We start from the raw sequence: 14531 nt of genomic DNA, 5'->3' as shown, positions 1-14531 counted from the left end.
TCCCGCGAACGCGGGAGCCCAGTCTGGATCCCCGCCTTCGCGGGGAAACAAACTTCTCCCCTCTCCCCTCGGGGGAGAGGGAAGGGCCCCGCCCGGCGCTTGCCGGGTGGGAAGGGTGAGGGCACGCACGTTACCGCGAAGCCGCCATAGTCCGCCGGTACATCACCCAAGTCAGCACCGCGAACAGCAAGGTCCCGCCAACCAGCGCCACGCTAGCAAACCCGTCCCCGACCAGCGCCAACGGCGTCTCCTTGTTGGTCAGATACACGATCCCCGCAAAGCCAACGCCCCACAGCGACTCCCCGACGATCATGCCGGTAGCGGTCAGCACGCCCATCCGCTTCGCCAACTCAGGATCGCGAGCCCGATCCGCCCAGCGATCATACGCAAACCCGACGACCGCCCCGATCGTCACCGGCAACGTCACCGACATCGGCAGATACACGCCGAGCCCAACGCCAAGCGGCGGCAACCGCAGCTTCCCCGCCTTGCCCAGCAGTTCGTCGACCGCGATCACGACCACGCCGGTAAGCGCGCCATAGCCGATCATCGCCCAGTTGAGATTGCCCCCCAGCACGCCCTTCGCGAGCGCCGAGATCAACGCCGCCTGAGGCGCCGCCAGCGCATTCGGCCCCGCCCCCGGCGCACCCGCGAACCCCAACGTGCTCCCCAGCAAGTTCAGCACCGGCGGCACCACGATCGACCCGAACACCACGCCGATCAGCAACGCCACCTGCTGCTTCCACGGCGTCGCGCCGACCAGCTGGCCGGTCTTCAAATCCTGGAGATTGTCGTTCGAGATCGTCGCGATCCCGAACACGATGCCCGTCACGATCAATCCGTAGGCGACCAACGCCTGCGTCGTCCCCGGCTCGACTGCGCGGCCGAACCACGACACGAGCAGGATCGACGCGGCCAGGATGGCGAGAATGCCGATCCCCGACACCGGCGAATTGGACGCGCCGATCAGCCCCGCCATGTACCCGCACACCGCCGCGATCACGAGGCCGATGACCAGGATGAACACCAGGCTCCCCGCGATCAGACCGATCGCCGACGCCTCCAGCGGCCCGCCCTGCAACACGGTCCAGAGCAGGATGCCGATCGGCGCCAGCATCGCCAGCGAACCGATCCCGACGATCCCGATCGGAATGTCGCGCTCCTCCAGCGCCAGCACTTCGCCACCCCGCTTGGCCGCCGACGCCGCCAGCGCCGAGCGCACGCCGCCGACCACAGGCCCGGCGATCTTCAACAACGTCCAGATCGCCGCGACGCCGATCACGCCCGCGCCGAAGAAGCGGACGTCCGAGCGGAACACGGTGTTGGCGATCACCTCGGCGGTGCCGGTCACGCTGCCCCCAGAGGTGAGGATCGGCAGCAGGATCCACCAGCCGATCACCACGCCGGCAAACATCGCCATGCCGACCGAGATGCCGACCAGATGCCCCGCGCCGAGCAACGCGAACGACAGCCCGCCCGAGATCCCGGTCGCGCCCGCACCGACGCGGAACCACGTCGCGGCTTCGGCGGCGACCAGCTTGGTCTGCGTCAGGATCGCGAACCCGGCCGAGACGACCGCGTTGGCGACGATGATGCCGAGCCCGCGCGCGCTCTCCTCGCCGCCCTCGCGACTACCCGCGCCGACCTTCAGCACCTCGGCAGCCGCACGGCCCTCAGGATACGGCAACACCGTGTCGACGACGAGCGCACGGCGTAGCGGCACCGAGAACAGCACGCCGAGCACGCCACCGAACATCGTGATCGCCGCGGTGGTGAAGAACGGAAAGCCCTGCCACCAGCCGATCATCACCAGGCCCGGCAGCACGAAGATGATCGCTGCCAGCGTGCCCGCGGCGGATGCGATCGTCTGGACGATGTTGTTCTCGAGGATCGTCGAATCCTTGAACAACCGCAGCACTGCCATGGATATGACCGCAGCCGGGATCGACGTCGCGAACGTCAGCCCGATCTTGAGCCCGAGATAGACGTTGGCCGCCGTGAACAGCAGCGTGATGATCCCGCCGAGCACGATCCCGCGAAACGTAAGCTCGCGCATGCTGGTCTCGGGGCCCGTGTCGGTTACGCCCCGCGTCGCGTCGGTCATTTCGTCAGCCTCAAAACAATTCGGGCGACTTGTGGCATGATGTGCGATCAGAGGAAACAGTATCGAACGTAACTAGCCTGTTCTCTCGCGAAGGCGGGAGTCCAGTCTGGGCTCCCGCCTTCGCGGGAGAACAAGGAGGAGCGAGCACCCCTCCCCGAACCTACCGCGCCGCCATCCGCCGCGCGAAATGCACCTCGACCGCGCGCGTCACGCTCTCCGCGATCCGGTGCCGCCCCTCTTCGCTATCCAGGAACGCCGCGTCCTGCGGGTTCGAGATATACCCCGTCTCGAACAGGATCGACGGCATGTCCGGCGCCTTCAGGACCATCAGCGACGCCATCCGGTGGAAGTTCGCCTTCAACGGCATCAACGGCCTAGCCTCGCGCCCGAGCAGCCGCGCGAACGTCGCCGAGGCGTTCATCGTCTCGCGTTGCGTCAGGTCGATCAGGATCGACGACACGTCCGCCGGCGCCTCGCCGAGGTTCACGCCCGAGATCACGTCCGCCTTGTTCTCGCGCGCCGCCAGCCGCGCCGCTTCCTTATCCGACGCCACCTCCGACAACGTGTACGCCGTCGCGCCGGTCGCGTTCTCCGACCCGGTGCTGTCGCAGTGGATCGAGATGAACAGATCACCCTTGAGCCGCCGAGCAACCCCATACCGCTCGCGTAAAATCAGGTAGCGGTCGTCGTTCCGCGTCAGCGCCACGCGTACGCGCCCGGACGCCAGCAATTCGTCGCGGATCGCCTTGGCGACCTTCAGCGTCACGTCCTTCTCGCGCAGTCCGTTCGGCCCGATCGCGCCGGGATCGACACCGCCATGCCCCGCGTCGATCACCACCAGCGGCCGCGTATCGTCGCCCTGCACGCGCGGCAGTTTCATGCCCCGCGCCTTGGGCGGCACCGGCACCGACACCTTGTACTTCGGCCGCGACGCAGCCCCGAAATTGAACGGGAAGAAGTTCAGCGGCCCGGCGATCCCGGCTTCCGCGAACTGGTCGTAATCGACCGTGCGCAACGCCAGCGTCAACTCGCGCCCGTCGGAGTCGAAGCCGCCATCTGTGACGATCGCCGGCTCGGCCAGATCGAACACCATCCGCATGCCCGATCGCCCGCTGCGCATCTGCGTAACACCGGTCACCAGCCCGCGCCCGACAACCTCCCGCCCCGGAGTCGCGCCCGACACGTCGACCGCGATCTGGCGCGGGCCGGTCAGCACGCGGCTGGCGGCATCGCCGACCGCCTCGTCGAAGCGGATGACGATCCGCCCGTCCCGGATCGCGACGCTCTGCACGGTCGCCGCCCAGGCGGGAACGCTCGCCAGCCAGCCGGCGATGAGGGCGATGACCGTCAACACCCCGCGTCCTTGCCGTGCGGTCCTGCCGCCGGTCCAGCGAAAACCCATGCTACACCCCTTTGATCGATACATCCGATCTCTGTGAGCGAGCGATAGCGCCTCGCATCACAAGACGCGGTTGCGCAGTGCGGTTAATTTGCCGTTTGCCATGTATTTGCCGGCAAGGCTCTGCCGCCCCGGCAAGTCTGCGCCTCGCTGCCCCTATTTCGAGCCGAAACGCCCACGAAAGCGACGGTTCCGGGGCCAGTTGCGAGATCGGGTATGCAGTGCTAGTCCTGTCGTACAGCCGTGTGTCGCCTAGTTTTTACCAGCGACGCGCCGGTCTCGACGCCCGCCAGCGGATTCTCGCCGGCGCGGCAATTCAGGTTGACGCTCGAATGACGCATTCCCCCCGCCCCGCACTCCGACCGGCCTTCGCCGACGGACTCGCGGTCGTGCGGGCGCCGCAGGGAGAGTTCCCGCGGCATGCACTTCGCGCAGAGGCAGTTTCGCATACCATCCGCGAGTCCGGGCGTCCGTGCCCGACCGCACCACCATCAAGCGCGCGACGGCTGCCGACAGGCCCGGCGCGCGCGCGGAGAATTTATAATGACAACGCGCATGCTGATCGACGCACGCCACCGGGAAGAGACCCGGATCGCAGTCGTCAAGGGTAACCGGATCGAGGAATTCGATTTCGAGAGTGCCGAACGCAAGCAGCTCAAGGGCAATATCTACCTCGCCAAGGTCACGCGGGTCGAGCCGTCGCTCCAGGCGGCGTTCATCGATTACGGCGGCAATCGCCACGGCTTCCTCGCGTTCAGCGAGATCCACCCCGATTACTACCAGATCCCCAAGGAAGATCGCGACGCGCTGCTCCGCGAGGAAGCCGAGCACGCCGCCGAGGAAGCAGCGCTGCGCGCCGACTACGACTCGGACGAAGACGAGGGTGACGACGAGGACGACATCGAGCGCTTCGAGGACGATGGCGGGGTAGATCCCGACGTCGCCGAGGAACTCGAAGGCGGCGAAGCGGGCGAAGCACCCCGTCGCAAGCGCAAGCCAAGCGCCGACGATGCCGCGGTCGAAGACCTGCGCGAGCGTCGCATGAACCTGCGCCGTCGCTACAAGATCCAGGACGTGATCCATCGCCGCCAGGTGCTGCTCGTCCAGGTCGTCAAGGAGGAGCGCGGCAACAAGGGCGCGGCGCTGACCACGTACCTGAGCCTCGCCGGTCGCTACTGCGTGCTGATGCCGAACACGTCGCACGGCGGCGGCATTTCGCGGAAGATTAGCAACGCGGGCGATCGCAAGCGTCTCAAGACGATCATGGCCGACATGCAGCTGCCGCCGTCGATGGGCTGCATCGTCCGCACCGCGGGCCTCCAACGCTCGAAGGTCGAGATCAAGCGCGACTTCGATTACCTCGCCCGCCTGTGGGACGGCATCCGCGAAGCAACGCTAAAGGCGTCGGCCCCCGCGCTCGTCTACGGCGACAGCGACCTGATCAAGCGTGCGATCCGCGACATCTACAACAAGGAAATCGAAGAGGTCATCGTCGAGGGCGAGGACGGCTATCGCCAGGCGCGCGAGTTCATGCGCCTGCTGATGCCGACGCACGCGCGGCGCATCAAGCATTACGCCGATCCCGTGCCGCTGTTCCAGCGCGCCGGCGTCGAGGATCAGCTTGCCGCGATGTACCATCCCGTCGTCCAGCTGAAGTCGGGCGGCTATCTGGTCATCAACCCGACCGAGGCGCTCGTCTCGATCGACATCAACTCCGGCAGGTCGACGCGCGAGCATTCGATCGAGCAGACCGCGACCGCGACCAACCTCGAGGCCGCCCAGGAAATCGGCCGCCAGCTCCGCCTGCGCGACATGGCCGGGCTCGTCGTCATCGACTTCATCGACATGGATAACAATTCCAACGTCCGTAAGGTCGAGAAGGCGATGAAGGAGGCGCTCAAGAACGATCGCGCGCGCATCCAGATCGGCCGCATCTCGTCGTTCGGCCTCATGGAAATGAGCCGCCAGCGCCTGCGCACCGGCGTGCTTGAAGCATCTACGCGTGCTTGCCCGCATTGCGAGGGCACCGGCCTCGTCCGCACCGCATCGTCGTCGGGCATCTCCGCACTTCGCCTGATCGAGGACGAGGCCGCACGCGGTCGCGGTTCGCTGCTCACCCTGCGCGCGAGCCAGGAAGCCGCGGTGTACATCCTCAACCGCAAGCGCGCCGACATCGCCGAGATCGAGGATCGCTACGGCGTGATCGTCGAGATCATCCCCGGCCAGGACGAGGAAGGCGCGCATATGACGGTCGAGGCCAGCGGCCCACCGCCCGCGCACGCCCCGAAGTTCGTCCAGATCATCGAGGAAGACGAAGACGACCTCCCCGAGGAGATCGAGGACGAGATCGAGGAGGAAGAGGTCGAGGAGGCCGAAGCCGAGCAGCCGCGTCGTCGTGAGGGCGGTCGTGAAGGCAATGGCGAGCAGCGTGCGCCCCGCGAGGCTCGCGATGCGGACGGTGAAGGCGGCAAGAAGCGCCGTCGTCGTCGCGGTCGTCGCGGTCGTGCACGTCCCGGTGAGGAAGGTGCAGCTGAGGGCGTCAACGAGGACGGCTCGTTCGAGGACGCCGACACCAACGTCGAGGAGATCGACGAGGTCGAGGGCGACATCGTCGAAGTCGGCGGTGGCGAAGCGGTCGAGGCTGGCGCACCTGCTGAGCAGGCGAATGGCGCAGAGGGCGAAGGCCGTCGTCGTCGCGGTCGCCGGGGACGTCGCGGCGGTCGCCGCAACGAGCAGGGCGCCGAGAACGGCCAGTCGGTCGCCGTCAGCAGCGTCGACGACGCCCAGCTGATCGCCGAGGCCCCCGAGCCCGAAGCGTACGAGCCGGTCGAGTCGACCTATGCCGAGCCGCCTTACGAGCCCGCGTACGAACCGTTCGTCGAGGAATCCCCGGTGGCGGAAGTCGCCGAGGGTCGGAAAATGCGCCGTCGTCCACGAGCTCGTGCGGCAGCCGCTGCGGCGAACATCGCCGAGGCGGTGGCGGATGCAGCACCTAAGGCTCGCCGTGGTCGCAAGCCACGCGCGGTCGAAGCGGAAGCCGAGACGGTTGCACCGGAGCCAGTGGTTCCGGCGCCGATCGCTCTGGAGCCCGTCGCGGCCGAGCCGGCTGCACCCAAGCCCGGTCGTCGCCGTCGCGAAGCGGTTGCGGAAGCGACGATGGACGAGGTGAGCGCAACGCCCGCCGAGACCATCGAAGCGTCGGCGCCGAAGCCCAAGCGTGCACGTCGCAAGGCGTCGGACGCGGTGGTCGAAGCCCCGGTAGTCGAGAAAGCGCCCGCCAAGGTCGCCAAGCCCCGCGGTCGCCCGCGGAAAGCAGCCGTACTCGATGCCGGCGATGCCGCCCCGACCAGCGAGCCGCTCGCCGAGCCGATCGCAACCACCCCGCCCAAGGCCGAAGTCCAGCCCCAGGACGTCGCGACCCCCCGTACCGATGACGGCGCCAACGACGACCCCGACGGCGCCCCCCGCCGCGGCTGGTGGCAGCGCACCTTCGGCTAACTCCGGACGCCGTGACTGAAGAACGGGCGCGACCGAAAGGCCGCGCCCGTTTTCGTTTGTAGGGGGGCGATCGTCCGGCAGCACGATATCCGTCAGCGTCCAACGCCTCCGGTGGCCGGCGAACCGCGAAAAACTTGTATCCCCGCGAAGGCGGGGACCCAGACTGGGCACCCGCCTTCGCGGGTGAACAAGACAGGAGGGCGGTGCGAGGTTTGAGTTCCAGCGCCGTAGTGACGCACGCCGAACTCCCCCCACCCATCACCACCCCGGCGAAGGCCGGGGCCCAGTTGGAAAGGTAGCAATAACGGCACGCTACCCTCCGTCAGCAACGTCCCCCAACTGGACCCCGGCCTCCGCCGGGGAGGTGGCTATTCAGCGGCACTGTCTAGATCGCACCCTCTCCATCCCAAACCAAAACCCGTCACCCCAGCGAAAGCTGGGGTATCCCACGTGGCACGCGACACCCGCCAAACCATGAGATCCCAGCTTTCGCTGGAATGACGGTCGGAGAGAAACGAGCACGACGTGCCCCAAACGACCCAACAGCCCCCCCCCTGTCCTACACACCCAAACCCTGCTCCCCTCCCCCAACGCCACCCGTACTCCCCACCAACCGCAAAACAGCTCCCAGCGTCTGCACTTCCTATACTTCACTCCACCGAACGCCCGACCGCACGACCATTGCCCCCCCGCCCCCAATCGACGATACCCCGTAATATGAAGCGTCTAGTAGCCGCCGCAGCCACCGCCCTCCTCCTCTGGACGACGCCCATCCAGGCCCAGTCGATTCTCCGCGACGCCGAGACCGAAACCATGTTCGCGGAGATGTCCAACCCGCTGATCAAGGCGGCCGGGCTCTCGACGCGCGACGTGAAGGTCGTCCTCATCAATGACGAATCGATCAACGCGTTCGTCGCCGGCGGCCAGACCGTCTACGTCCACTCAGGGCTCATCCAAGCCGCCGACAACGCCAACGAAGTCCAGGGCGTCATCGCGCATGAGCTCGGCCACATCGCTGACGGCCATGTCGTCCTCGCCGACCGCGGCACCAAGCCGGCAATGGGAATGTACCTGCTCTCGATGGTCCTCGGCCTCGCCGCGATGGCGGCCGGCAGCGGCGAGGCAGGTGCCGGCATCATGGCGGCGGGCCAGCAGGCGGCGATGGGCAGCTACCTCTCGTTCAGCCGAGTCCAGGAATCGACCGCAGACGCGACCGGCGCCAAATTCCTCCGCGAGGCGAACGTCTCGGGCCGCGGCATGCTCAGCTTCTTCAAGAAATTGCAGCAGCAGGAATACCGCTTCGGCACCGCCAACATCGATCCGTTCATGCAGTCGCATCCGCTCTCCGGCGAGCGCGTCGCAACGCTCACCGCAGACCTGCAAGCCTCGCCCGCCTGGGCCAACAAGCCCGACGCCGCGCTGGAGGAACGCTTCCGCCGCGTGAAGGCCAAGCTCGCCGGCTACGTCATGCCCGCGGACCAGACACTGCAAGCCTACCCGCCCAGCAACCAGTCGATCTACGCCCACTACGCCCGCGCCTACGCGTACCACAAAGCCGGCTACCCCGACAAAGCCGACGCCGAAGCCAACGCACTGGTAAAGGCCGAGCCCACCGACCCGTATTTCCTCGAGATCAAGGGCCAGATTCTGCTCGAAGCCGGCAAGCCGACCGAATCGCTGGCCCCCCTACGCGAAGCCACGGAAGGCTCGCGCAACAACCCGCTGATCGCCACCACCTTCGGCCACGCACTGATCGCGACCGAGAACAAGGCGAACTACCCCGAGGCGACCAGGGTCCTGCGCACAGCAGTCGGCCGCGACGACCAGAACCCGTTCGCCTGGATGCAGCTCGGCACCGTCTACGAACTGACCGGCGACACCGCGCGCGCCGCGCTCGCCACTGCCGAGCGCGCCAGCATGGGCGGCGACATGCGGACCGCGTCGGCGAGCGCGCAATATGCGCTGGCGAACATCCCGGCGAACACCACCGACTGGATCCGCGCGCAGGATATCGCGATGGCCGCGCAGAACGAGATGGACGACAATCCCAAGCAGTATAAGCGCCGCAAATGAACAAACTTACATTCCCGGCGATCGCAGTCGCTGGCGCCGTCATCGGAGGCCTCGCGGTCTGGGGCTATGACCGCCAGGGCGGCGGCGTCGAGCGCGCGCAGGTCGAATCGATCATCCACGACTACGTCCTGGCGCACCCCGAGATACTGCCCGAGGCGATGGAGAAACTCCGTGACCGCGAGTCCGGCAAGACCGTCACCGCGAACCGCGACGCGATTGTCACGCCGTTCGGCAGCGCCTGGGCCGGCAACCCCAAGGGCGACGTCACGCTCGTCGAGTATTTCGATTACAATTGCGGGTATTGCCGCGCGAGCCTGCCGATGATCGCCAAGCTGATCGCCGCAGACCCGAAAGTCCGCGTGGTCTTCCGCGAACTCCCGATCCTCAGTGCCGAAAGCCGCATCGCCGCCCGCGCCAGCCTGGCGGCCGCACAACAAGGCAAGTTCGCCACCTTCCACGACGCGCTCTACGCCGGCGGCCCCGTCAGCGACGCCTCGATCGCCGCAGCTGCGGGCAAGGCCGGGGTAGACACGACGCAGGCAAGCTTCACCAAGACCGCCGACGCCGAGATCGCCAAGAACATGGAAACCGCCGCCAAGCTCGGCATGACCGGCACGCCTAGCTGGGTGGTCGGCGACCGCGTATTGTCGGGCGCGTTGCCGTTGGAAGACCTCCAGAAAGCCGTAGCAGCCGCCCGCGCCGGTTGACGCTCCCTTCCTTGTTTCCCCGCGAAGGCGGGGACCCAGTCTGGGCTCCCGCCTTCGCGGGAGAACAAGAAGGCGCGGGAAGGCCTATCATTCCCCCCTCCCCACCCCCATCTGACACCCACGAAAAAGGGGTGCCAATGACCGAACCGATCCTGTCCATCGCGGGCGTCACCAAGACCTACAAGAGCGGCACCACAGCCCTCCACCCCGTCGACCTCGACATCCAGAAGGGCGAGATCTTCGCCCTCCTCGGCCCCAACGGCGCGGGCAAGACGACGCTGATCAGCATCATCTGCGGCATCGTCACGCCGTCCGCCGGCACGATCAAGGTCGCCGGCTACGACGCCATCCGCGACTATAAGCAGGCGCGCAGCCGCATCGGCCTCGTGCCGCAGGAACTCAACGTCGACATGTTCGAGACGGTGCTCGCCACCGTCACCTTCAGCCGTCGCCTGTTCGGCCGCTCAGGTCACAGCGCGTACATCGAACAGGTGCTCCGCGACCTCTCGCTCTGGGACAAGCGCGACGCGAAGATCCGCGAGCTCTCAGGCGGCATGAAGCGCCGCGTGCTGATCGCCAAGGCGCTCGCACACGAACCCGAAATCCTGTTCCTCGACGAGCCTACCGCGGGCGTCGACGTGGCGCTGCGCCGCGACATGTGGAAGCTCGTCCACCGCCTGCGCGAAGGCGGCACGACGATCATCTTGACGACGCACTACATCGAGGAAGCCGAGGAAATGGCCGACCGCGTCGGAGTCATCAACAAGGGCAAGCTGCTCCTCGTCGACGACAAGGCGTCGCTGATGAAGAAGCTCGGCAAGCGCGAACTCGACATCGCGCTCCAGGACCCGATGACGGCGATCCCCCCGGAACTCGCCGACTGGGACCTGTCGCTGGAAGACGACGGCAAGCACCTCCGCTACGTCTTCGACGCGCAGGCCGATCACACCGGCATCCCCTCGTTGCTCCGCAAGCTCAGCGAACTCGGCATCGGCTTCAAGGACCTCGAAACCAGCAAATCGAGCCTCGAAGACATCTTCGTCGATCTCGTCGGAGAACGCGCATGACCCCCTCGCTGATCAACACCCACGGCATTTGGGCGATCTACCGCTTCGAAATGGCGCGTGCACTGCGAACCCTTTGGCAGAGCCTCGTCACCCCCGTCCTCACCACCTCGCTGTATTTTATCGTATTCGGCGGCGCGATCGGCAGCCGCATGCAGCAGGTCGGCGGCGTCGGTTACGGCAGCTTTATCGTCCCCGGCCTGATCATGCTGTCGCTGCTCACGCAGAGCATCTCGAACGCATCGATCGGCATCTACTTCCCCAAATTCACCGGCACTATCTACGAACTGTTGTCGGCACCCGTCTCGGCGATGGAGATGGTGATCGGCTATGTCGGCGCGGCGACCACCAAGTCGGTGATCCTCGGGCTGATAATCCTCGCGACCGCGTCGTTCTTCGTGCCGCTGCGGATCGAACACCCGTTTGCGATGATCGCGTTCCTGATCCTGACCGCGGTCGCGTTCAGCCTGTTCGGGTTCATCATCGGCGTGTGGGCCAACGGATTCGAGCAGTTGAACTTCGTCCCCGCGCTGCTGATCACGCCGCTGACGTTCCTCGGCGGTGCGTTCTACTCGATCGACATGCTGCCCCAGCCTTGGCGGACGTTCAGCCTGTTCAACCCGGTCGTGTATCTGGTGAGCGGCTTCCGCTGGAGCTTCTTCGGCGTCGGCGACGTCGCGGTCGGGGTCAGCCTCGCGGTGACGGCGGGCTTCCTCGCGGCATGCCTGATCGCGATCGCCTGGATCTTCAAGACCGGCTGGCGGATGAAGAACTGATCGCGCGAACGACGACCACGTCGGTAGGGTAAGCTCAGTCGCCCTTGTTCTCCCGCGAAGGCGGGAGCCTAGTCTGGGTCCCCGCCTTCGCGGGGAAACATGGTTGGCTGGTGCGACATTCCACCAGGGAGCCACCCCGGCGAAGGCCGGGGCCCAGTTGGGGGACGTTGCTAACTGCGGACAACGCTCCGTTACTCCGACCTTTCCACCTGGGCCCCGGCCTTCGCCGGGGTGGTATTGGAAGATCAATCCGTCCGATGCTCGCCCTTGACCCACCGCACGGTCCCCGAAGACGCGCGCATCACCACGCTCTCCGTCGTCATCTTGCCCTTCTTCCGCTTCACGCCCGCCAGCAACGACCCATCCGTAACCCCGGTCGCCGCAAAGATGCAGTCACCCTTCGCCAGTTCCGAAAGGTCATACTGCTTGTCGAGATCGGTGATCCCCCACTTCGCAGCGCGCCCACGCTCGTCGTCGTTGCGGAACAGCAGCCGCCCCTTGAACTGACCGCCGACGCAGCGCAGCGCCGCGCACGCCAGCACGCCCTCAGGCGCGCCGCCGGAGCCCATGTACACGTCGACCGTGGTCTCGGGATCGGACGTCGCGATCACGCCGGCAACGTCGCCGTCCCCGATCAGCATGATCCCGCAGCCGACCTGCCGCAGTTCGGCGATCAGCGCCTCGTGACGCGGCCGGTCGAGCACGCATACGATCAGGTCCCGCGCCGGCACGCCCTTGGCAGCGGCGACCGCATTGATGTTCTCGGTCGGCGTCTTGTCGAGATCGATGATGCCCTCGGGATAGCCCGGCCCGACCGCGATCTTGTCCATGTAGACGTCGGGCGCGTTGAGCAGCCCGCCCTCTTCGGCGATCGCCAGCACGGCGAGGCTGTTCGGCCCCGCAGTCGCGCAGATCGTCGTGCCTTCCAAGGGATCGAGCGCAATGTCGATCTTCGGGCCCTTGCCGATTGCCGAGCCCACCTTCTCGCCGATGAACAGCATCGGGGCTTCGTCGCGCTCGCCTTCGCCGATCACGACGGTGCCGTCCATGTACAGCGAGTTGAGCGCCTCGCGCATCGCCTCGACCGCGGCTGCATCCGCTGCCTTCTCGTCGCCGCGCCCGACGAGCGTGGAGGCGGCGATCGCCGCCGCCTCGGTCACGCGGACCATTTCGAGGACGAGAACGCGGTCGAGAACCTGGCTTGCGGCAGCGGTCAAAATATTTCTCCTCGGAATGTTTCGGCGGGGATAGGCAGCAGTCGCAGCATTGTCGACCCGATCAGTCCCTGAGCAGGTCGTTGATGCTGGTCTTGGAGCGCGTTTGCGCGTCGACCCGTTTGACGATCACGGCGCAATACAAGGCCGGTTTCCCGTCCCCGCCGCCGATCGAGCCCGGCACGACCACCGCATACGGCGGCACTTCGCCCTTGAAGACTTCGCCGGTCGCGCGGTCGATGATCTTGGTCGAGGCGCCGAGATACACGCCCATCGACAGCACCGCGCCCTCGCCGACGCGGACGCCCTCGGCGACTTCCGCGCGCGCGCCGATGAAGGCGCCATCGCCGATGATGACGGGGTCCGCCTGCAACGGCTCGAGCACGCCACCGATGCCGGCACCGCCCGACAGATGGACGTTCCTGCCGATCTGCGCGCAACTGCCGACCGTCGCCCACGCGTCGACCATCGTGCCCTCGCCGACATAGGCGCCGATATTGACGAAGCTCGGCATCAGGATCGCGCCCTTGGCGATGAAGCTGCCGCGCCGCGCGACTGCACCCGGAACGACGCGGATACCCGCCGCGCGGAACTCCGCGTCGCCCCAGCCCGCGAACTTCGACGGCACCTTGTCGAACGCCGGCGCGCCGGCCGAGCCGCCGTCGATCACGACATTGTCGTTAAGCCGGAACGAGAGCAGCACCGCCTTCTTCAGCCACTGGTTGACCTGCCAGCCCCCCCCGTTTTCGGCGCCCGTCGGCTCGGCAACGCGCGCAGTCCCTGCGTCCAGCATCGCCAGCGCGGACTCGACCGCGTCGCGCACATCGCCCTTGGTATCGAGGCCCAGGTTCGCGCGGTCGTCCCAGGCGGCGTCGATGATGGTCTGCAAGGTCATGATGTCTCCAGGATGGTTTCGAGCCACGGCGCAAGCACCGGCACGGTAAAGTCGATGTGATCGCGCGCCGCGTCGGGCGACTGCTCGGAGCCGTTGTCGATCCACACGGTCGTCATCCCGATCGCCTTGGCCGGCGTCAGGTTGCGCGCCATGTCGTCCGCGAACAGCGCTTGCGTCGGGTCGATATCGAACGCCGCGCAGAGGCCCGTATAAGCGGACGCATGCGGCTTCGGCATCAGGTCCATCGCGTGGATATCGTGGATCGCCTCGAAGCTCTCGCTCAACCCGAGCCGCTCCAGGATCCGCGTCGCATACGGCGTGTCGCCATTGGTGAAGACGAGTTTCCGCCCCGGCAGCTTGGCGATCGCCGCAACCAGCGGCGCGTCGTGCTCGATCACGTCCATCTCGATATCGTGGACATGCGCCAGGAACGCGTGCGGATCGACGTGATGCTCGGCCATCAGCCCCGACAGCGTCGTGCCGTGATTGTGGAAATATCCCTTCTGCACGCGGCGTGCTTCGTCATGCTCCAACCCCAGCAGATCCTGGATGAACCCGGTCATCCGCGCATCGACCTGCGCGAACAGGTCCGCGCTCGCCGGATACAGCGTGTTGTCGAGATCGAAGATCCAGTTGCGGACATGGTCAAGGCGGGCAAGCATCGTGCGAACCTCTAGGCATCACCCGGTGACGGGGCAAGCCGGGGCCCGCCGCATGGAGATCTCCTGCGCGGGTGTTTACGGTCGAGTAACGCTTTTCATTCCAATAGCTTGGTGGGGAATAAGGGGTGAGATTCATGCG

Annotated in this window: 10 protein-coding genes; 5 read left to right on the top strand and 5 right to left on the bottom strand. The window is 66.6% G+C overall.

All coding sequences use genetic code 11. The features are described from left to right. Positions 1-130: 130 nt before the first annotated feature. Both ASF09_RS12650 and ASF09_RS12645 read right to left on the bottom strand, forming a co-directional pair. Positions 131-2104, bottom strand: a complete 1974-nt coding sequence (locus ASF09_RS12650) for an OPT family oligopeptide transporter (protein WP_060526545.1) — start codon at positions 2102-2104, stop codon at positions 131-133. A gap of 160 nt (positions 2105-2264) precedes the next feature. Beyond that, positions 2265-3506 (bottom strand): N-acetylmuramoyl-L-alanine amidase, encoded by a 1242-nt coding sequence (locus ASF09_RS12645; protein WP_060526544.1) that lies wholly within the window; start codon positions 3504-3506, stop codon positions 2265-2267. Positions 3507-4058: 552 nt separating this feature from the next. Between ASF09_RS12645 and ASF09_RS12640 the strand changes: the two genes are divergently transcribed. From ASF09_RS12640 to ASF09_RS12620, 5 genes are all read left to right on the top strand, one after another. Beyond that, on the top strand, positions 4059-7001 hold the full coding sequence (locus ASF09_RS12640; protein ID WP_060526543.1) for a ribonuclease E/G: 2943 nt from the start codon (positions 4059-4061) through the stop codon (positions 6999-7001). Between the two features lie 717 nt (positions 7002-7718). After that, the gene (locus ASF09_RS12635) at positions 7719-9074 is read left to right on the top strand and encodes a M48 family metalloprotease (protein ID WP_060526542.1); all 1356 of its coding nucleotides are present in this window, start codon (positions 7719-7721) and stop codon (positions 9072-9074) included. After that, the gene (locus ASF09_RS12630) at positions 9071-9781 is read left to right on the top strand and encodes a DsbA family protein (RefSeq protein ID WP_060526541.1); all 711 of its coding nucleotides are present in this window, start codon (positions 9071-9073) and stop codon (positions 9779-9781) included. The genes ASF09_RS12635 and ASF09_RS12630 overlap by 4 nt, the downstream gene beginning before the upstream one ends. A 137-nt stretch (positions 9782-9918) precedes the next feature. Continuing rightward, a complete protein-coding gene (locus ASF09_RS12625) occupies positions 9919-10848 on the top strand; it encodes an ABC transporter ATP-binding protein (protein ID WP_060526540.1) in 930 nt (309 codons plus the stop codon). Continuing rightward, positions 10845-11621 carry an ABC transporter permease gene (locus tag ASF09_RS12620; protein ID WP_200912565.1) on the top strand — a complete coding sequence of 259 codons (777 nt, stop codon included), beginning with the start codon at positions 10845-10847 and terminating at the stop codon, positions 11619-11621. The genes ASF09_RS12625 and ASF09_RS12620 overlap by 4 nt, the downstream gene beginning before the upstream one ends. 245 nt (positions 11622-11866) lie before the next feature. Here ASF09_RS12620 and glpX read toward each other — a convergent pair whose 3' ends face one another. The 3 genes from glpX to ASF09_RS12605 all read right to left on the bottom strand — a co-directional run bounded on the left by glpX (position 11867) and on the right by ASF09_RS12605 (position 14392). Further along, complete coding sequence (gene glpX, locus ASF09_RS12615) at positions 11867-12838, bottom strand: class II fructose-bisphosphatase (RefSeq protein ID WP_056065803.1); 972 nt, start codon at positions 12836-12838, stop codon at positions 11867-11869. A gap of 61 nt (positions 12839-12899) precedes the next feature. Beyond that, on the bottom strand, positions 12900-13730 hold the full coding sequence (dapD, locus tag ASF09_RS12610; protein WP_060526539.1) for a 2,3,4,5-tetrahydropyridine-2,6-dicarboxylate N-succinyltransferase: 831 nt from the start codon (positions 13728-13730) through the stop codon (positions 12900-12902). Then, entirely contained in the window at positions 13727-14392 is a 666-nt protein-coding gene (locus ASF09_RS12605) for a pyrimidine 5'-nucleotidase (protein WP_060526538.1), read from the bottom strand. Before ASF09_RS12605 ends, dapD begins: the two co-directional genes overlap by 4 nt. Between the last annotated feature and the right edge of the window lie 139 nt (positions 14393-14531).

The sequence above is a fragment of the Sphingomonas sp. Leaf242 genome (assembly GCF_001422045.1).
Classification (GTDB): domain Bacteria; phylum Pseudomonadota; class Alphaproteobacteria; order Sphingomonadales; family Sphingomonadaceae; genus Sphingomonas.
Note: the sequence above shows the minus strand (reverse complement) of the source record. Positions and strands in the feature narration are given on the sequence as shown.